Source organism: Mucilaginibacter boryungensis, from assembly GCF_015221995.1.
GTDB lineage: Bacteria > Bacteroidota > Bacteroidia > Sphingobacteriales > Sphingobacteriaceae > Mucilaginibacter > Mucilaginibacter boryungensis.
The window spans coordinates 1,361,843-1,381,527 of the sequence record NZ_JADFFM010000002.1 but is presented as its reverse complement, the minus strand read 5'-3'; the positions used below and the strand labels follow the sequence as shown (position 1 = coordinate 1,381,527).

At 45.3% G+C, this 19,685-nt stretch carries 14 protein-coding genes; 7 read left to right on the top strand and 7 right to left on the bottom strand.

The genetic code is table 11. The features are described 5' to 3' along the window. Positions 1 to 3 precede the first annotated feature (3 nt). Complete coding sequence (gene gcvP / locus IRJ18_RS18945) at positions 4 to 2,913, top strand: aminomethyl-transferring glycine dehydrogenase (protein WP_194107857.1); 2,910 nt, start codon at positions 4 to 6, stop codon at positions 2,911 to 2,913. 122 nt (positions 2,914 to 3,035) lie between these two features. Here the strand turns inward: gcvP and IRJ18_RS18940 are convergent, their stop codons facing one another. The 4 genes from IRJ18_RS18940 to IRJ18_RS18925 form a co-directional block, all read right to left on the bottom strand. Next, a complete protein-coding gene (locus IRJ18_RS18940; RefSeq protein ID WP_194107856.1) occupies positions 3,036 to 3,866 on the bottom strand; it encodes an amidohydrolase family protein in 831 nt (276 codons plus the stop codon). Further along, positions 3,853 to 4,710, bottom strand: a complete 858-nt coding sequence (locus IRJ18_RS18935) for a fumarylacetoacetate hydrolase family protein (RefSeq protein ID WP_194107855.1) — start codon at positions 4,708 to 4,710, stop codon at positions 3,853 to 3,855. Before IRJ18_RS18935 ends, IRJ18_RS18940 begins: the two co-directional genes overlap by 14 nt. 42 nt (positions 4,711 to 4,752) lie before the next feature. After that, positions 4,753 to 5,517: an SDR family NAD(P)-dependent oxidoreductase gene (locus IRJ18_RS18930; RefSeq protein ID WP_194107854.1), complete on the bottom strand. Its 765-nt coding sequence runs from the start codon at positions 5,515 to 5,517 to the stop codon at positions 4,753 to 4,755. Positions 5,518 to 5,743: 226 nt separating this feature from the next. Continuing rightward, positions 5,744 to 6,445, bottom strand: coding sequence for a DUF6515 family protein (locus tag IRJ18_RS18925; protein WP_194107853.1), 702 nt, complete (start codon positions 6,443 to 6,445; stop codon positions 5,744 to 5,746). A 211-nt stretch (positions 6,446 to 6,656) separates the two neighbouring features. Here IRJ18_RS18925 and IRJ18_RS18920 point away from each other — a divergent pair, with 211 nt between their 5' ends. Both IRJ18_RS18920 and IRJ18_RS18915 read left to right on the top strand, forming a co-directional pair. Continuing rightward, complete coding sequence (locus tag IRJ18_RS18920; RefSeq protein ID WP_194107852.1) at positions 6,657 to 8,279, top strand: NADP-dependent glyceraldehyde-3-phosphate dehydrogenase; 1,623 nt, start codon at positions 6,657 to 6,659, stop codon at positions 8,277 to 8,279. A 287-nt stretch (positions 8,280 to 8,566) separates the two neighbouring features. Beyond that, positions 8,567 to 10,273: a sodium:solute symporter family transporter gene (locus tag IRJ18_RS18915; protein ID WP_194107851.1), complete on the top strand. Its 1,707-nt coding sequence runs from the start codon at positions 8,567 to 8,569 to the stop codon at positions 10,271 to 10,273. 110 nt (positions 10,274 to 10,383) lie between these two features. Here IRJ18_RS18915 and IRJ18_RS18910 read toward each other — a convergent pair whose 3' ends face one another. Beyond that, positions 10,384 to 12,216 carry an FAD-dependent oxidoreductase gene (locus IRJ18_RS18910; protein WP_194107850.1) on the bottom strand — a complete coding sequence of 611 codons (1,833 nt, stop codon included), beginning with the start codon at positions 12,214 to 12,216 and terminating at the stop codon, positions 10,384 to 10,386. Positions 12,217 to 12,269: 53 nt separating this feature from the next. Between IRJ18_RS18910 and IRJ18_RS18905 the strand changes: the two genes are divergently transcribed. Together IRJ18_RS18905 and IRJ18_RS18900 are read left to right on the top strand one after the other, a co-directional pair. Next, on the top strand, positions 12,270 to 13,943 hold the full coding sequence (locus IRJ18_RS18905; RefSeq protein WP_194107849.1) for an amidase: 1,674 nt from the start codon (positions 12,270 to 12,272) through the stop codon (positions 13,941 to 13,943). A 1-nt stretch (position 13,944) separates the two neighbouring features. Continuing rightward, complete coding sequence (locus IRJ18_RS18900; RefSeq protein WP_194107848.1) at positions 13,945 to 14,472, top strand: YfiT family bacillithiol transferase; 528 nt, start codon at positions 13,945 to 13,947, stop codon at positions 14,470 to 14,472. 98 nt (positions 14,473 to 14,570) lie between these two features. Here the strand turns inward: IRJ18_RS18900 and IRJ18_RS18895 are convergent, their stop codons facing one another. After that, complete coding sequence (locus IRJ18_RS18895) at positions 14,571 to 15,089, bottom strand: GNAT family N-acetyltransferase (protein WP_194107847.1); 519 nt, start codon at positions 15,087 to 15,089, stop codon at positions 14,571 to 14,573. 73 nt (positions 15,090 to 15,162) lie between these two features. Here IRJ18_RS18895 and IRJ18_RS18890 point away from each other — a divergent pair, with 73 nt between their 5' ends. Then, complete coding sequence (locus IRJ18_RS18890) at positions 15,163 to 17,640, top strand: prolyl oligopeptidase family serine peptidase (protein ID WP_194107846.1); 2,478 nt, start codon at positions 15,163 to 15,165, stop codon at positions 17,638 to 17,640. Between the two features lie 161 nt (positions 17,641 to 17,801). After that, a complete protein-coding gene (locus tag IRJ18_RS18885) occupies positions 17,802 to 19,106 on the top strand; it encodes a UDP-N-acetylmuramoyl-tripeptide--D-alanyl-D-alanine ligase (RefSeq protein WP_194107845.1) in 1,305 nt (434 codons plus the stop codon). Positions 19,107 to 19,165: 59 nt separating this feature from the next. Here IRJ18_RS18885 and IRJ18_RS18880 read toward each other — a convergent pair whose 3' ends face one another. Further along, complete coding sequence (locus tag IRJ18_RS18880) at positions 19,166 to 19,675, bottom strand: glutathione peroxidase (protein ID WP_194107844.1); 510 nt, start codon at positions 19,673 to 19,675, stop codon at positions 19,166 to 19,168. Between the last annotated feature and the right edge of the window lie 10 nt (positions 19,676 to 19,685).

The window sequence follows — 19,685 nt, the reverse complement described above, 5'->3', positions numbered from 1 at the left end:
TTCATGACACTGAACACCGCTTACCAGGAAAAATTTCAATCGAGACATATTGCACCAAACAACGCAGACACAGCACAAATGCTGAAAACCGTGGGTGTAAATTCATTGGATGAATTGATAGATCAAACCGTACCGGCAAAGATCAAACTTAAAAAACCGTTAAACCTGCCGCCCGCATTAAGCGAGTTTGACTACCTGAATAACCTGAAGCAAACTGCTTCGAAAAACAAGGTGTTCAAAAGCTACATAGGCCAGGGATACCATGATGTAATTGTTCCGGGTGTGATACAGCGCAATATACTGGAAAACCCCGGATGGTATACCCAGTATACCCCTTACCAGGCCGAAATTGCGCAGGGCCGTTTACAGGCATTACTGAATTTCCAAACCATGGTGATTGATTTGACCGGAATGGAAATCGCCAACGCATCCTTACTGGACGAAGGCACCGCCGCTGCTGAGGCTATGTTTATGCAATACAGTTTGCGTAAAAACCAGCAGGCCGATACTTTTTTTGTATCAGAGGAACTATTGCCTCAAACTATCGATATTTTAAAAACACGTTCTGAACCATATGGCATTAAACTGCAAATAGGCAATCATAGCAGTGTTGAACTAAACGAAAACATGTTTGGTGCCATTGTGCAATACCCTGCCGGCGATGGCTCGGTTTATAACTATGCCGATTTTGCCACAGCGGCACACGCTAAAGGTATTAAGCTTACGGTAGTTGCCGATATTATGAGCCTGGTGTTGTTGACCCCTCCGGGCGAATGGGGGGCTGATATTGTAGTAGGTACATCGCAGCGTTTTGGCGTACCGATGGGCTTTGGTGGGCCTCATGCGGCATTTTTTGCTACTAAAGATGAGTACAAACGTAGTATGCCTGGCCGCATTATAGGCGTAACTATTGATAGCGCCGGTAACTATGCCCTGCGTATGGCCCTGCAAACCCGCGAGCAGCACATCCGTAGGGATAAGGCTACCTCAAATATTTGCACAGCGCAGGCATTGCTGGCTATTATGGCCGGTATGTATGCCGCTTACCATGGCCCAAAGGGCTTAAAATTAATTGCTGAACGCATTCACGGGCTGGCTATATTGTTAAGCCAATCGTTAGAGCAATTAGGTTATCAGCAACTGAATAAATCGTACTTTGATACCGTTAAGTTTGACCTCGGTAACCTGGTTGACCCCATCCATGCTGAAGCGTTAAATAACGAGGTTAACTTCCACTACAAAGGTTCGGAAGTTAGTATTGCTATAGATGAAACTATATCGCCGGATGATATTAAAACCATTGTTAAATTTTTTGCCAAAGTAAAAGGCAAAACAATTAATGATGTTGATTTTGACGGCCTGCAGGCAAGTCTGCAAACCGTTATTCCGGCCGAATTGCAGCGTAAATCGGAATATCTGACTCACCCGGTATTTAACAGCCACCATAGCGAACACGAGATGCTGCGCTATATTAAATCGCTGGAGACGAAAGACCTTTCACTTTGCCATAGTATGATCGCTTTGGGGTCATGCACCATGAAGCTGAATGCTACAACCGAAATGGTACCGATTACCTGGGCTGAGTTTAGCAAAATGCACCCCTTTGCACCAGCCGATCAAACAGGTGGCTACATGCAGTTGTTTGATGAACTGAATAACTGGTTAAGCGAAATTACCGGCTTTGCCGCCATGAGCTTACAACCAAATGCCGGTGCGCAAGGCGAATATGCAGGGTTGATGGTTATCCGTGCTTATCATAATGATAGGGGCGACCATCACCGTAACATCGCGCTGATCCCTTCATCCGCTCATGGTACAAACCCTGCTTCGGCAGCTATGGCTGGTATGAAGATAGTGGTGGTAAAGTGCGATGAGAATGGCAATATTGACGTAGCCGATATGCGCGCTAAGGCCGAACAATACAAAAACGAGTTAAGCTGCCTGATGGTAACTTATCCATCAACCCACGGCGTGTTTGAGGAATCTATCATCGAGATCTGCGAGATCATCCATCAGAACGGCGGCCAGGTTTATATGGATGGCGCCAACATGAACGCGCAGGTTGGCCTGACAAGTCCGGCCAATATTGGGGCCGACGTTTGTCACCTGAACTTACATAAAACCTTCTGTATCCCTCACGGTGGTGGCGGCCCTGGCATGGGCCCAATTGGCGTAGCTAAGCACCTGGTGCCTTACCTGCCCGGCCATGCGGTGGTTGATATCGATAAAGGCAAATCTATTCATGCTGTTTCAGCTGCACCGTGGGGTTCGGCCTCTATATTGATCATTTCGCACGCTTATATAGCCATGATGGGTGCTGAAGGCTTAACCGATGCCACCCGCTATGCTATACTAAATGCCAATTACATTAAAACCCGCTTGCAGCACCACTACCCGGTATTGTATACTGGTGCTAACGACCGCTGTGCACACGAAATGATATTAGATTGCCGCGCCTTCAAAAACTTCGGTATCGAGGTAACGGATATTGCCAAGCGCCTGATGGACTATGGATTCCACGCGCCAACTGTATCTTTCCCTGTTGCTGGTACGGTGATGGTTGAGCCAACCGAATCGGAGCCTAAACATGAGCTTGACCGTTTTTGCGATGCGATGATCTCTATCCGTCATGAGATTGATGATGTAGAGAAAGGTCTGTCAGATAAGATTAATAACCCATTGAAGAACGCACCACATACTGTGAGCGTAGTTACCGGTAACGATTGGGACCACCCTTATACCCGCCAAAAAGCAGCCTTCCCGCTGCCCTATGTTGCGGCTTATAAATTCTGGCCATCAGTTGGCAGGGTTAACGATACCTATGGCGACCGTACATTGATATGTGCCTGCCCGCCATTAAGTGATTATGAATTTGAAGAAAGCGAAGTAACCACCCCGGAATACGGAACGTGAGCAATCACTACGCCTCATTAATATAAAAAGCCCCGGGAATACCGGGGCTTTTTATGCTTTCAGGTTTTTGTCGGAATGCTGATCTCAGATTACCAACTATCGCCCGTCATGAAAAGTTTTCTCTATAGCTTGTAGAAGCTTACAGCGTTCCCTCCAAATATCATATCCTGTTCGGCAGCGGTAAATTGCTGCACATACCCACCCAAAATCGCTTTCATTGCCGAATATTCAGCTGCTACTAAACACACAGGCCAGTCAGAACCGAACATAATGCGTTCCGTACCGAATGCGTTAAATACTACATCAAGATATTTTGTAAAAGTATCGTTAGTCCAATTATGCCAGTCGGCTTCAGTAACCATACCCGATACTTTGCAGTAAACATTTTTATTAGCGGCCAGCTGTTTAATATCTGCGGCCCATTCGCCTATTTTATTGCTTTTTATATCAGGCTTGGCAATATGGTCTAACACAAATTTTTGTTGCGGAAATTCCTGCGCAAGTTGCGCAGCATATTTTAACTGATCTGGAAAGATCAATATATCGTACGTGAAGTTGTATTTGCTTAGCAGGCTTATACCCCGTTTAAACGCGGGTTCCAGCATCAGCGCCCGGTTGCTTTCGCCCTGCAGCACATGGCGAAAGCCTTTCATTAGCCTGGTATGACTATAAAATTCAAGTCGTGCTTCAATATTTTCTGCTTGTAGATCAACCCAACCCACAATCCCCTTTATGAAATCGTTCCCTTCGGTCAAGTGCAACAGAAAGCCGTTTTGCTCTTCACTTTGGTCGGCTTGCACGGCTATACAGCCATCTATACCATTTTCATGCAAAACATATTGCAGGTCATGCGGCAAAAAATCGCGCCGGATAACGTGCATATCGTCGGTTATCCAGCTATCTCGTATTGCATCAAATATCCAAAAATGCTGGTGCGCATCAATTTTTAGCATAGGCCACTAATGTTTGTTTGGATGTACCCAATCCATCGATACCCAGTTCAACCACATCGCCAGGTTTTAAGTAAACCGGTGGTTTAAAGCCAAGGCCAACACCCGCAGGCGTACCGGTAGAGATAATATCGCCGGGCAGCAAGGTCATAAACTGGCTTACATAATGTATCAGGTAAGGTATTTTAAATATAAAGTTAGCGGTAGTGCCGTTTTGCATGGGTTGACCGTTTACCGTTAACCATAATTTCAAATTATCAACGTCGCCCAATTCATCGGGGGTAGCCAAAAATGGCCCAAGCGGCGCAAATGTATCACAGCCTTTCCCTTTATCCCAGGTTCCGTTGCGCTCTAACTGGAACTCGCGTTCAGAAACATCGTTATGTAATACATAGCCGGCTATATAATCATTAGCTTCGGCCTCTTCCACATAGCTTGCTTTCTTGCCAATAACAATAGCCAGTTCTACCTCCCAGTCTGTTTTTACTGAATTTTTAGGGATGATGATATTGTCGTTAGGCCCCACCAGGGATGTAGTGCTTTTCATAAAAATCACAGGCTCTGATGGTATGGTCGCATTTGTTTCATGCGCATGGTCGGCATAATTTAAACCGATGCACACAATTTTTGATGGCCTTGCAATGGGGCTGCCCAAACGTTCGCTGTCATTAACAGGGGCCAGTTTACCTTCGTTAGCTTTTACAAACTCTTCCAGCCGCTGCAAGCCGTTATCTTCAAAAAACTGCTCGTTATAATCGCCACCAAAAGCCGATGTATCGTATTTAACGTCGTTAATAATTACCCCGGTCTTTTCTTTTCCGGCTTGTCCGTATCGTATAAGTTTCATAGTGTTTATTGTTTTGCTCCGCTCCCCTTTAAGGGCTGGGGGCTAATTATTCAATTTTATAAATCCGCCGTCGATATGATAATCGCAGCCAGTAATAAATGATGCCTCGTCCGAGCATAAATATAATATCAGCGTGGCAATTTCGTCAGTAGTACCCATGCGGCCAATGGGCTGCGATTTTGATAGCTTCTCAAATATTTCCTTCTCCTGCCCCGGGTAGTTTTTGGCAATGAAGCCGTCTACAAACGGCGTATGTACCCTTGCCGGGCAAATGCAATTACAACGGATGTTATCATGAATGTAATCGCGCGCCACAGATAAAGTCATAGCCTGTACCGCGCCTTTGCTCATAGAATAAGCAAACCTGTCGCTAATGCCTACCACCGCACCGATAGACGAAAGATTAAGCACCACTCCGCCGCCGTTTTTTACCATCATAGGCAAAGCGGTGTGCAAAAAATTGTAAACGCCTTTAACGTTGATCTTAAACACCCGGTCAAAATCCTCTTCACTGGTATTATCGGCTTTACCCACGTGGGCTATACCGGCATTATTCACCAGGATATTGATGGTGCCAATAGTATTTAAAACTTTTTCAACCTGGGGGTAGTCGCTAACATCGCAAATATGATATTGTGCCTGCCCGCCCGCTTGTTTTATCTCTTCAACCACGGCTACAGCTTGTACCTCGTTCAAATCAATAACATGGCTTACTGCGCCCTGTTTGGCAAATAAAACTGCCGTAGCGCGACCAATCCCGCTGCCCCCACCGGTAATTACCGCTGTTCTTCCTTTAAGATCAAACATAAGTTTTTATAATAATGCAGATGATGTTGTAAAGATAGTTTATAACATGCCAAATTAAGGAAATGTTCGGGCTTATTAAGTTTAGGATATTATCAAAACGGTATACGTTTTTGGCATGAATGGGCCTTACCTAAGTCCTCTCTTTTGGAGAGGGCTGGGTGAGGCCACAAAAAAAAGGTTGCACTTACGTACAACCCCTCTGAATTTATTATTGATCTTTGGAAGATTATTGTTTAACGGGTTCCTCTGCCTCGGGAACGCTGGCTATGCGATAACTGATATTGTTGTTCGCATCGGTGAATTCTTCATAATAGATATCATCAGCCGATACAAAATACTTTTTGCCATTTAGGGTAACCTTACGGCAGCCTTCGGGTAACATGGTAACAACATCACCTACCTGGGGCGGGCGCTGATCATCAGCCGGCTCGACATTATTGGTGTTTAACACGCCATCCTTGCCCGATACAATATATACCTTCTTGCCTTTATCATCCACACTTTCTTTGTAGTACACGCCGTTCAGTTCGTAATATTGCTGACCATCTATCATTATCGGGTGCGCGTTTGATGGTAATTTGGGGATAGCTGCACCAATTGGCGGCGCTGCAATTTCATACCCGTTATTATAGGGGCGATAAAATGTGCCGCCGTAATAAAAGTACTGATCTGGTCCCCAATAGAACGGGTAATAACCATATGGCAGGGTATTAATATAAAAACCCACACGCGGGTATGCATAGTATGGCCGGTAAGCGCCAAACCCGAAGCCAAAACGCGGTCCGCCGAAACCTATACCAAAACCTATATGTGGCGCTGCGCCATGAAAACCGCCGCGGCCACGCTGGGCATTGGCATCGCTTGTTAAAATGAAAATTAAACACCCGGCAAGCAATAAACCGGATATACCTTTATATGCCCTTTTCATAATCTTAAATTTTATCATAAAACGGATTTTCGTAATAAAATTGTGTAATGGACTAAAAAAACATTCAAGGGTTTAAACACTTCACCAAAACTTCATTTTTATGGAAATAAATGTTGAGTGAATTAGTAGTTTATTTGTTTTAAAATTCCTTTCTTTGGTTCAGCCTTGATACACTAAGGCGCAATTTTTCAACTAAAACAATTTTTAAAACATGAGTTTTCAAGATCAGCTCAGTGCATTGTTTGTTGCCGAAGACCAGATACCGGAGCAATACCGTATTGAAGAGGTCCATCAGCGCGAATATTTAAGCAATGGCGAAATGAAAAAATGGGACGGCCCCGTTAGCGAAGTGTATTCGCCGGTGATGATACCAACAGCCGATGGATTTAAGCGTAAACTGATAGGTACCTATCCTATAGGTACCGAAAAAGAGGCCAACGAAGCGCTTGACGCCGCTATTGCCGCCTATGATAATGGCCGTGGCGAATGGCCTAAAATGAGTGTTGCCGGGCGCATTAAATGCATGGAGCAATTTGTGCATAAAATGAGCGAGCAGCGCGAGCTGGTGATTAAGCTGATTATGTGGGAGATAGGTAAATCGCTGGCCGACTCGACTAAGGAGTTTGACCGTACGGTTGAATACATAACCGCTACAATTGATGCCCTGAAGGATATAGACCGCAAATCATCCAGCTTTGAAATTGCTGAAGGGGTGGTGGCGCAGATCCGCCGCTCGCCATTGGGTGTGGTGCTTTGCATGGGGCCGTTTAATTATCCGTTAAATGAAACCTTTACCACACTGATCCCTGCCATCATCATGGGCAATACCTTGCTTTTCAAACCACCTAAGCATGGTACGCTTTTACACTATCCGTTGCTGAAAGCCTTCCAGGAATCCTTCCCTAAAGGGGTAGTGAATACCGTATACGGCCGGGGAGCCAACGTAACACCTGGCCTGATGAAAACAGGTAAAATTAATGTGCTGGCCTTTATCGGATCGAGCAAGGTGGCCAATGATCTGAAGAAAAGCCACCCTAAAATTAACCGCCTGCGCGCGGTGTTAAGTTTGGATGCTAAAAACGCGGCTATTGTAACCGCAAACGCCGATTTGAAACTCGCGGTAAACGAGTGTATCCTGGGCGCTTTGTCTTTCAACGGGCAGCGTTGCACCGCTATCAAGATTATTTTTGTGCATAAAGCTGTTGCTGATGAGTTTAATCAGTTGTTAAGCGAAGCTGTATCAAAATTACAACCTGGCTTACCATGGAATAAGGGCGTAAACCTTACCCCGGTAACCGAGCCAGGCAAACCGGCTTATTTAAAGGAATGTATTGACGACGCCATTGCCCACGGCGCTAAGGTTATCAATGAAAATGGCGGCGTTACTGCCGAATCGTTTGTATTCCCGGCTGTGGTTTATCCGGTTAACGACAAAATGAAATTGTATCGCGAGGAGCAGTTTGGCCCCGTTATCCCGGTTATCCCGTACGAATCGATAGAGGAGCCGATTGCTTACCAGGTTGATTCACCTCACGGCATGCAGGTGAGTATCTTTAGTAACGATGCCCAGGAGGTTTCATCGCTGATAGATCCGTTTGTTACGCTGGTTAGTCGTGTAAATATTAATGCCCAGTGCCAGCGTGGCCCGGATGTATTTCCATTTACCGGCCGTAAAGACAGTGCCGAAGGCACACTTTCAGTAACCGATGCCTTGCGCTCGTTCTCTATCCGCTCGCTGGTAGCTACAAAAATGAACGATGCCAACAAACACCTCTTTAATGAGATTGTGGAAGAAGGCAACTCTTCATTTTTAAGTACGCGGTACATATTGTAATTATAATATAAAGAAAAGAGCGGCCATAGTGCCGCTTTTTTTGTGCAAATAATTATTTATACAGCCAAAACAATCGATTGCAAAAATTTCATCCTTTATTTGTAATGTATAAAATATAGTTTACATTTAATTTTTGGAAAACTTGCTATACAGCAAATTATAAACTATAATTGTCATACATACAGTAATTATAAACCATGATAGCCCACATTTAACATTCCTTTTGGGATAAGTATGTGCCGGCGGACCATAATTTAGAAACCAACTAAAAAACTTAAATATCAATTATGAATAAATTTACTACTATTGATTACATTATCTTCCTGATCTATTTTGTGATCGTGTCGACATACGGTTATATGGTGTATCGCAAAAAGCACAAAAAAGGGGTATCAGGCAGTCACGATTTTTTCCTGGCCGAAGGCTCGCTTACCTGGTGGGCTATTGGTGCATCGCTTATTGCCTCTAATATTTCGGCCGAACAATTTATTGGCGCCAGCGGGCAAGGTTTTACAGTAGGTGTGGCCGTTGCCGCTTACGAGTGGATCGCCGCCATCGCGCTGATCATAGTAGCAGTGTGGTTTATCCCGGTATACCTGAAAAATAAAATATACACCATGCCGCAGTTCCTGGAAACGCGGTACAATAAATGGGTAAGTTTAATTATGGCCATCTTTTGGCTGTTTTTATATGTAATTGTTAACCTAACCTCTATCCTTTACCTTGGTGCTGTGGCTATAAGTAGCTTGTTGGGTGGCGGTGTCAATATGCTGCATATTATTATTATTGGTTTGGCTGTATTTGCCCTGGCTATTGCCCTGGGGGGTATGAAGGTTATTGGTTATACCGACGTAATACAGGTACTGGTCCTGGTAATTGGTGGTTTAGCCACTACTTATATTGCCTTAACATTGGTGAGTGAACACTTTGGCTTAGGTAAAAACGCCTTAGCTGGTTTCACTGCTATGTTAAAGGATTCCCCGGACCACTTCCACATGATACTGGCCAAGCCTAAACCCGGCGATTCGCAGGAGTACGTAAATAAATACCTGTTATTACCGGGCATTGCCATGTATTTTGCAGGGCAGTGGATTGTGAACCTTAACTATTGGGGCTGTAACCAATACATCACCCAAAGGGCTTTAGGCGCTGATATGAAAACCGCGCGTACAGGTATCCTGTTTGCCGGTTTAATGAAGCTGGCAATGCCTATCATAGTAATTTTACCAGGTATTGCTGCCTATGTATTATATAAAAATGGCGCCCTGCACAATGAAATGACTGCCGGCGGGCATTTAAACCCGGATAACTCTTATTCGGCAGTGCTTGGGTTTTTACCTAATGGGTTAAAAGGCCTTTCGGTAGCGGCTTTGACTGCAGCTATTGTAGCATCGTTAGCAGGTAAAGCTAACAGTATATCCACTATATGGACAATGGATATCTACAAAAAGTACATTAAAAAGGATGCGGATGAAAAAGGCATGGTGGGTATGGGTAAATGGGTTATCGCCTTGTGTCTGATCATCTCTATCGCTTTAACCTGGAGCGATACGCTGGGCATTGGCGGCGAAGGTGGTTTCACCTTCATTCAAAAATATACAGGCTTTATCAGTCCGGGTATATTTGCCATATTCATTCTGGGCTTCTTCTGGAAACGGACAACCGGTGCCGGTGCCATTGTGGGTATTTTAACAGGCTTTGCCATGTCGGTATTGTTTAATAACTATGCCCCTGCCTTATTTGGCCACGAAACATTTTTATACACGGCGTTTTTGAATAAAGATGGTGTATACGAAATACCGTTCCTGATCTGTATGGGGCTATCCTTCCTGTTTACCATGATAGCCATTGTGCTGGTAAGTTTGGCAGGCCCGAAGATCAACCCAAGATCATTTGTATTAGACAAAGGCATGTTCAAGGTAGATCCAAGAACATTAGCACTTATTGTGGTAACCCTTTTACTGCTGGCAGCGCTTTATATCAGGTTCTGGTAACAGTTGGTTTCCATCACAAAAAAGGAGCATCCGGAAGAATGCTCCTTTTTTGTTTTTCACTCGCTAAGTATAGTGGATATGATGGGATGCCGAAATACGAAAGGTGTAACCTAATTCACAATTTTCCCCGTCACATCAACATGTGTTGAGAATGGGTTCAGGTATTTGTTCACCAGCACCGCGAATTCATAACGGGTTACCGGGCGTTTCATATCAAATGCCTGTTTAAATTTATAAGTATCCAGCCATTGTTTTTGCAGGGTTAGCTGAAGGGTTTTCGGCTCGGTAAGGGTATAATCGCTCAGGTATGATACCAGGTCGCCCACGGTAAACTGCTCGCCGGGTTTGTTTTTGCTGAACCATATAAATGCACGGGTAAAAGTTTCCAGCAGCACCGGTTTAATTTCAGCGGTCACTACAGCCGAATCGGGTTTAAATAGCACCTGCATGGCTTTACCTTTAGGCTCCTGTATCTCGCGCAGCAAGCCTGTCGCAGTAACCTGCTCTATAGCGCGATAATACTTATCTGATGGGGAAACATCCGCATAAGGATAAAGCATGGCTTTAAAATCCATCAACTCACCTTGTATAGCCCGCACATCAAGGTTTTTGGTGGTTTTGCCATTGCTTGCAAAAAAAGCGCAATAAGCAGCGGTTGCCCCCGCGCCCTGTCCAACCGTCATTTGTACCGATGGATAAAATGTACTGGCATTGGCCAGGTGGGTGGTGCTCATGGCCTTCTCTGTTACCAACAGGTTTACTTGGTCTTTAACTACCACAGCCCCCAATGGAACGGTATACGCCGGTAAAGGCGGATAATTAGTTTTAGGTGCGGCTGGGTCGCTGTAATGCTGTCCAAAAGAGGCATCGCCAACGGCAATTGAAGTGCGGTAAAGTTTATTAGCGTACGGCGTATATATTTCCCTTAAACCCATCCGCACCAAGCCCTGGGCACGGCGGTATTCACGTATGTAGGGGATATAAGGCAGGTGGTCTTTCGATCCAAACTCCGAATCTTCAATGCCGATATTTTTAAAACCTAATTCATTCTGGATGTAAAACACCAAACCAAGCGTGCGCAGGCGTACCGATCTGTAATACTCTTCCCGTTTGGCCGGACTTAACTGCTCAATAGTAACCCCGTAGGTATTGGCACACTCAGTCCATTTGATCATGAATTTATTGTTAGGCAGGCGGCCACTCTCCAGCATTTTTTTAATGTCCTTTCCTTTCAGGCAAACGTAAAGCGATTCGTCATAACCTTTGGGCTGTTGCATCAGGTAAATGGTGTTTTTCGGAAATTCCTTTACTACGGCTACCCAGGTAATATCTTCAATAACAGGTAGTGCTTTCTCGGGCGCCAGTTCCTCGCCTGTTTCCTTGCGACTGTCGAATCCAACAGAAAACTTTGTTCCTGCCATAGCTGCCAGGTCGCCTAACGGAGTAGCATCAACCAAAACCTTTGTTTTAATAGTAACTGGTTTACCATTCATGGTCACAGTTACTTCCCAGCCGTTACCGTCTTTTTTTACTGCGGAATATGCTGTGTTTAATTTCAGGGTCAGGTTTTTAACGGTATCGCATATCTTTTTCAGGATAGCCGCGCCTGTGTAGGGTTCAAACTTTAAAGGGGCATTAGCCGTAGTATCGTAACCCGGCGTTTTTTTGTAAAAGTCGCGTACCTTTTTCCGGAACTCGCCCCATATGCCTGCTTGTAGAGTGCGGTTCCCGTCCAGTATGCACATCCCCCCGGCGGTCATCTCTCCGCCAAGCCAGGGTCCCGGTTCAACCAGCATGGTTTTTACCTTGCTGCGCGCGCTTTGTATGCCTGCAGCAACACCGCTGGCGGTACCACCAACAACCAGTACATCGGTTTTTATGGTTTCAGCATAAGCGCCTAAAGTGGAAGTTAATAATATGGATAAAAGCAACTTTTTAAACATGGGCATCGAATAAACTATTACAAAACGCTAAATTAGGGCATGCATTATCAAACATGAAAAATAATAACCTAAAGTACATTACAATTTTTACAATCAGCGGTTTAAGCTTCGTTTTAGGCGCTTTTGTAATGAAAGCCGTCGACCGAACCCCAATAACCGTCCCTATAGTGCTGGAAGCACAAAAGATCAGCAACTTCAACTTTTCGCCCGCCCAGGCCGACTCTATGCTGAATTATCTTGACGCGCGTTCAAAAGATTATCAGGAACTACGCGCCCTTAAAATGCCCAACAGTGTAGTGCCGTCGTTAACTTTTAACCCAATACCACAAGGGTTTGTTCCACAGGATAAAACAAACGGATTTGTGCTGGCAAAAACAGCCCCGGTAAAACTACCTGCGAATAAAGACGACCTGGCTTTTTATACGGTTAGGCAGTTAGGCGAATTGTTGCGCACCAAACAGGTAACATCTGTTGAATTGACCCGCTTTTTTATAGAACGCCTTAAAAAATATAACACCAGGCTATTATTTGTAATTACGCTTACCGAAGAATATGCCATGAAGCGAGCAGCTAAGGCCGATGCTGAAATAAAGAGCGGCCATTACCGTGGCATATTACACGGTATACCCTACGGGGTGAAAGACTTGCTGGCGCAGAAGGATTACAAAACCACATTTGGCGCCGTCCCTTTTAAGGATCAGCAGCTAAACACAGACGCTACGGTAATTACTAAACTTGAAGAAGCCGGCGCGGTAATGGTGGCCAAGCTTACTTTAGGAGAGCTGGCCCAGGGCGACGTATGGTTTGGCGGGCAAACAAAAAATCCCTGGGATATTACCCGTGGCTCCAGCGGGTCGTCTGCCGGGCCGGCATCGGCAGTCAGCGCGGGATGCTTGCCATTTGCCATTGGTTCGGAAACTTTAGGGTCTATCGTATCCCCATCAACCGAGTGCGGGGATACCGGGCTGCGTCCATCATTTGGCAGGATAAGTAAATATGGGGCTATGGCTTTAAGCTGGAGCATGGATAAGTTGGGCCCCATTACCCGCAGCGTAGAAGATTGTGCGATTGTGTTTAACACGATTCACGGCGTAGATCCGAAGGATCTGAGTACCATCCCTGCCAGCTTTAATTACAATGGTAATGGCAAGGATTTAAAAGGCTGGAAAATAGGCTATCTTAAAGCATCGTTTACTAACCGGTCATTAAATTATAAAAACGATTCCATTACCCTTAACAAGCTTAAAGAACTTGGTGCGGAACTTATCCCTTTGGAAATGCCTAAAATACCGGCTACAGCCGTTGGGCTTATGCTGGATGCTGAAGCTGGCGCGGCTTTCCAGGACCTATTACTTAACCACCGCGAAGATGGTATGGTATTACAGGGTAAGAATGCCTGGCCCAATACCTTCCGCTGGGCACAATTTATCCCCGCTACCGAATATATTAATGCCAGTCGTGCACGTACGTTGTTAGTACAGGAGTGGTATGAGCAATTAAAGGGGCTTGATATTTATGTTGCGCCATCCTTTAGCTCGAATTTGCGCCTAACCAATTTAACCGGCAACCCATGCGTGGTATTGCCTAACGGGTTTAACCAGCGCGGCAGGCCAACCAGTATTACCTTTATGGGTCAGCTTTTTGGCGAAGGTAAACTGCTGCAAGCCGCTGGCATTTACCAAAACGCTACCGATTTTCACACCAAACACCCAGCCTTAAATTTTTAATATGCTTACTGACGAACAAATGCGCTACCCTATTGGGAAGTTTGAAGCGCCCTCATTTTATACCGGCGAAATGATGGGTAACTGGATAAACACCATCCGCAACTTACCGGAAAAAATGCGGCAGGTCACTAATGGCCTTACTGAAGCACAACTGGACACGCCTTACCGCACCGGCGGCTGGACAATCAGACAAGTGGTGCACCATGTAGCTGATAGCCATATGAATTCGTTAATGCGCTTTAAATGGGCCATGACCGAGGATAACCCTACTATAAAACCCTATGACGAAGCTGGCTTTGCAACGTTGGCAGATTATAAACTACCGATAGCGCCAACACTGAAAATGCTGGAAGGCATACATGTGCACCTGGTAGCTTTGTTTGAAAGTTTTAATGAGGCGGACTTGAGCCGCACCTACACCCATCCTGCTACTGGTAAAACATCACCGCTGAGGGAGATTATAGGCATGTATGCCTGGCATAGCGAACATCACCTGGCGCATATTACCGAGACAGTGAAGAAGTTTTAGCATTTTGTCATTGCGGAGAACGTAGTCCTGATAGCTATCGGGATAGTATGATTTGTATACTACGAGATTGCCACGCTATCGCTCACAATGACAAAGTTTTAATCCCGGTTCAGACAATACACATGCTCATCCATCACCACATTATCCTTAATAACTGACCGGGGGATAATACCCGCTTTAGTAAACCCTGCTTTTTCCAGCACCCGCCCGCTTGCGGGGTTTTTACTAAGGACAAAAGCCAGTACGCATATCATATCCAATTCAGCGAAGGCATAACCACACACCAATTTTATGGCTTGTGGCATTATGCCTTTACCCCAATAAGGTTCGGCCAGCCAATAGCCAATAAGCGGGGTTTTTCGATAAATATCTTCACGTAATTCCAAACCGACGCCACCTATTACTTCATCATTTTCATCAGCTATAGCAAAATTGATAATAGGCTCGTGGTTTTGCCAGAGGCGCACCCAGGCCTCTGCATCGGCAATAGTATAGGGCGATGGGAACCTGTCCAACAGGAAACGGGATACGTTTTTATTATCTGCGTTACGCTGCATAGCGGCGGCATCGCTTAACTTCCAATTGCGTAGCGTAAACCCATTACCCTGTAATTCCATATTTGTAACAAAAAGGTGCTGAAATATTTAATATCTGCCAAAATGCTAAATTGCATCTGATTAATCCCTTTTCATGAAAAAAATATTTACCCTGTTGTTTGTTGGCAGTTACTGGTATGTGGCATCGGCTCAAAAGCTGGAAAAATTAACTGTTGAAAGTATTATGCGCGACCCTAAATGGATGGGCACACAATCTACCAACGTAAGCTGGAGCGAAGACAGTAAAAAAATTTACTTTACATGGAACCCTCAAAATAAGGGCCGCGATGCGCAATATGAGATAACCACCCAGGATATTAAACCCAAATTGGTTAGCCCGGAAGAGCGCCGTAGCCTTACCCCGGTTATTGGTGCTTGGAACAGAAAGCATACGCTTAAACTGATAGAAAAGAACGGCGATATTTATATCCTTGATGCAAAAACCCAAAAAGAAACCCAATTGACCGCCACCGTTGAACGGGAAGGCAATGCATCGTTTAGCGCCGACGCAAGCAAGGTATTTTATGTACGCGGCGATAATTATTATGCGCTAACGCTAAACACCGGGCAAACCGTGCAACTAAGCAATTTTGTACGTGGCGGCGCGGCTACCACACTGCCAACCGCAGCAATTTTAGGCGGCGGCGGTCGCCGGGGCGGCGGGCAAGGTGCAGGCGGACGCGGCGCTGGCGCCCAGCAATCGGGCAATGAACAGGACCGATGGCTGCGTAACCAGCAAATGAGCTTGTTTGATGTATTAAAGGAACGCGCGCAGAACGATCGCCAGGCTGGGCAAAACGGCGGCCGCCGTGGTGGCTTTGGCAATGGGTTTGGTCAGCAGCAGGGCAAACACATGGCTGAACTGCCCGTAGCAGAAGATAAAACGTTAGCGGGTGTAACGGTTAGTCCCGATGGCCGGTATGTAACCTATCGTTTAATTAAACAGCCCGAACTGGCTAAAATTACCATTGTGCCTAATTATGTTACCACAAGTGGTTATACCGAAGATATTCCCAATCGCACCAAGGTAGGCGCGCCTCAATCTACCTCCGAGTCGTTTGTTTACGATACTAAACGCGATACCATGTACAGCGTTAATACCAAAGATATTCCCGGCATTAAAGACTTGCCCGATTATGTAAAGGACTACCCCGAGCAATTAGCTGCCCGTACCAAAGCCAATGAAGACCGCAGGGTAACCATACAAGGCCCGTTCTGGAACGAAGATGGCAGCAACGCGGTGGTAATAGTTAACGCGCAGGATTACAAAGACCGCTGGATTATGAAGCTTGATGCGCAAACAGGTAAACTAAGCCTGATAGATCGCCAGCATGATAATGCCTGGATTGCCGGGCCGGGCATCAGCAGCTTTGGCAGTAGTGTTGGCTGGCTGGATAATACCCATTTTTACTTTCAAAGCGAAGCCAGCGGCTACTCGCATATCTATGTAGCTGATGTAGCCAATGGCACTAAAGCACAACTCACCAGGGGCAAATGGGAGGTTTCGGCACTGCATTTATCAAACGATAAAAAATCATTTTACTTCCAGGCCAACATGGACCATCCCGGCGTGAGCGATTATTACCGCCAGCCCGTAACTGGTGGCACACCGGTAAAACTGACCAGCATGCGCGGCGGTAACGAGGTGGAACTGTCACCGGATGAAAAATGGCTGGCTATCCGCTATTCGTATACTAACAAACCGTACGAACTGTATATTCAACCTAATAAGCCAGGGGCCAAACCTGTACAGGTAACAAATTCGGTTACCGAGGAATTTAAATCGTACCCGTGGCGCGCGCCGGAGATATTTACCTTTAAAAACCGGGATGGCGCTGATATTTATGCCCGAGTATATACGCCGGCAAATCCGGCGCCATCGCACCCGGCAGTAGTGTTTGTACACGGCGCCGGTTATTTGCAGGATGTAATGTACAAATGGAGTACGTCCTACTTTCATGAATACATGTTTAATAACATGTTAGCCGATAATGGATATACCGTGCTGGAAATTGATTATACCGGCAGTGCAGGGTATGGCCGTGATATCCGCACCGGGATCTATCGCCACATGGGGGGTAAAGATTTGACCGACCATATTGACGCGGTGAAATTATTGGTTGATAAATACGGCGTTAACCCAAAAAATGTCGGCATATACGGTGGATCATACGGTGGTTTTATGACCTTGATGGCGATGTTCACTGCACCTGATGTATTTGCGGCCGGGGCCGGTTTACGTTCGGTAACCGACTGGGCGCATTATAACCACGGCTATACCGCCAATATTTTGAACGAGCCTTATAATGATGAGAAAGCATACCAGGTAAGCTCCCCTATTAATTTTGCAGCTGGTTTAAAAGGTAAGCTATTGATGTGTCATGGCATGGTAGACCAGAACGTGAACTTCCAGGATATTGTGCGGCTAACCCAGCGTTTAATAGAGCTGCATAAAGACAACTGGAGCCTGGCCGCATACCCGGTTGAAGACCACGGCTTTGTTGAACCCAGCAGCTGGGTTGATGAATACAAACGGATATATGCTTTGTTTAATGAAAGCCTGAAGAATTAGCCCAATAAGTTTAATCGTGATTAAAAACAACAGATAAGCGCAAACGTTTTATGCTAATTGTTAGTAGTATAGCTGCTTGACTATAAGGCAGCTATACACTACGTCTCTTGTTTGACAAGTTTTTATATTCGGCATCATTAAAACCTTATTTTTGTGCTACCATGACCACTACCGAAAGAATATATCAACTATACCTTCAACACCCGCTAATTAGCACCGATACCCGGAAGATAACACCGGGAAGTTTGTTTTTTGCTTTGAAGGGCGATAAATTTGATGCTAATACCTTTGCAGAACAAGCCATAGCGCAGGGTGCGGCTTATGCTATTATAGATAACGCCCATTATCGCGTAAGCGAACAATATATTTTGGTTGATGACGTACTTACGGCGCTTCAGGATATTGCACGCATGCACCGCCAGCATTTAACCATCCCGGTTATTGGCCTTACCGGCAGCAACGGCAAAACCACCACAAAAGAGCTGATCAACGCGGTGCTGTCCCAGCGTTTTAATACATTGGCAACCCAGGGCAACCTTAATAATCATATTGGTGTCCCGCTAACTATTTTAGGGATAGATAGCACCCATCAAATTGCCGTGATAGAGATGGGAGCTAACCACCAGCGCGAAATAGAAATGCTGTGCAGTATAGCACAACCCAATCATGGCCTGATTACCAATGTGGGCCGGGCGCATTTAGAAGGATTTGGCGGCGTGGAAGGTGTTAAAAAAGGTAAGGGCGAAATGTATGATTACCTGGCCCATACCAACGGCGTGGCATTTATTAACGGCAACGATGAAACGTTAATGGAAATGCAGGCCACACGCAACTTAAAAGAGATTATTTTTTATGGAGATGAAAACAATGCGCTTATCAGCGGCAAGCTTACGGCTAACTCGCCCTTCCTTTCGCTGAGCTGGACTGATAATACCGACCGCTCTACCTACCATATCACCTCGAAATTAACAGGCGAGTACAATTTGCCTAATATTCTTGCAGCCATATGCATAGGCACTTTTTTTAAGCTTACCGCCGATGAGATCAATGCAGGGGTTGAAGGGTATCAGCCTAAAAATAACCGTTCGCAATTAGTGCAAACAGCCACAAACACCTTAGTTTGCGATTATTATAACGCTAACCCAAGCAGCATGGCTGTAGCTATTGAAAACGTTACCAAATTAGCGGCAAACAGGAAAGTTTTAATATTGGGCGATATGTTTGAACTGGGCGAGGAGTCGCCTTTAGAGCATTTGGGCATCATTAAAAAAGCCCAGCATGCCCCGGTAGATGAACGCATTTTTATAGGCGAGGCCTTTTTTCAGCAACAAACCGGCACGGGCACCTATTATCGCACGGCGGAGGATGCAATAAGAAGCTTAAAAATACACCCTATAAACAACTCAACCATCCTGATCAAAGGTTCGCGCGGCATGGCGCTGGAACGGTTGGTGGAGTTATTGTAATAACGACAAAACAAAAGCGGCCCGATTCGGGCCGCTTTTGTTTTAACCGTGTAATACGATTATAAATATTTGGTGATCTCTGCAGACATCGGGGTTACCTTTGAACGGAAACGGTGGATCAATTTACCGTTTTCATCGATCAGGAATTTTTCGAAGTTCCATTTGATCTCGCCGGTAAAATCAGGGTTTTCAGCAGTAGTAAGGTATTGGAACAGCGGATCGATATCCAGCCCTTTTACGCTTACTTTACCGCTCATTGGGAAAGTTACATTAAAATTATCGTGACAAAAGGTTTTAATGTCCTCGTTTGTACCGGGCTCCTGGCCGCCAAAATTATTGGCCGGGAAACCTACAACAACCAATTTGTCTTTGTAGGTATCAGATAGTTTTTGCAACTCGGTATACTGCGGTGTGTAGCCGCATTTTGATGCCGTGTTAACGATAAGTACTTTTTTTCCTTTATATTTTTTCAGGGAAAAATCTTTACCGTCTATTGATTTCAGCTTAAACTCATAAACTGAACTGGGGGCTGCGAATAACAGCGCTAAAAAAACAACAAGTATTTTCATGATGATTTAA

Coding starts and splice junctions, on each gene's coding strand:
- gcvP (WP_194107857.1), top strand. CDS start 4: ATGACACTGAACACCGCTTACCAGGAAAAATTTCAATCGAGACATATT.
- IRJ18_RS18940 (WP_194107856.1), bottom strand. CDS start 3,866: ATGCTAAAAATTGATGCGCACCAGCATTTTTGGATATTTGATGCAATA.
- IRJ18_RS18935 (WP_194107855.1), bottom strand. CDS start 4,710: ATGAAACTTATACGATACGGACAAGCCGGAAAAGAAAAGACCGGGGTA.
- IRJ18_RS18930 (WP_194107854.1), bottom strand. CDS start 5,517: ATGTTTGATCTTAAAGGAAGAACAGCGGTAATTACCGGTGGGGGCAGC.
- IRJ18_RS18925 (WP_194107853.1), bottom strand. CDS start 6,445: ATGAAAAGGGCATATAAAGGTATATCCGGTTTATTGCTTGCCGGGTGT.
- IRJ18_RS18920 (WP_194107852.1), top strand. CDS start 6,657: ATGAGTTTTCAAGATCAGCTCAGTGCATTGTTTGTTGCCGAAGACCAG.
- IRJ18_RS18915 (WP_194107851.1), top strand. CDS start 8,567: ATGAATAAATTTACTACTATTGATTACATTATCTTCCTGATCTATTTT.
- IRJ18_RS18910 (WP_194107850.1), bottom strand. CDS start 12,216: ATGTTTAAAAAGTTGCTTTTATCCATATTATTAACTTCCACTTTAGGC.
- IRJ18_RS18905 (WP_194107849.1), top strand. CDS start 12,270: ATGAAAAATAATAACCTAAAGTACATTACAATTTTTACAATCAGCGGT.
- IRJ18_RS18900 (WP_194107848.1), top strand. CDS start 13,945: ATGCTTACTGACGAACAAATGCGCTACCCTATTGGGAAGTTTGAAGCG.
- IRJ18_RS18895 (WP_194107847.1), bottom strand. CDS start 15,089: ATGGAATTACAGGGTAATGGGTTTACGCTACGCAATTGGAAGTTAAGC.
- IRJ18_RS18890 (WP_194107846.1), top strand. CDS start 15,163: ATGAAAAAAATATTTACCCTGTTGTTTGTTGGCAGTTACTGGTATGTG.
- IRJ18_RS18885 (WP_194107845.1), top strand. CDS start 17,802: ATGACCACTACCGAAAGAATATATCAACTATACCTTCAACACCCGCTA.
- IRJ18_RS18880 (WP_194107844.1), bottom strand. CDS start 19,675: ATGAAAATACTTGTTGTTTTTTTAGCGCTGTTATTCGCAGCCCCCAGT.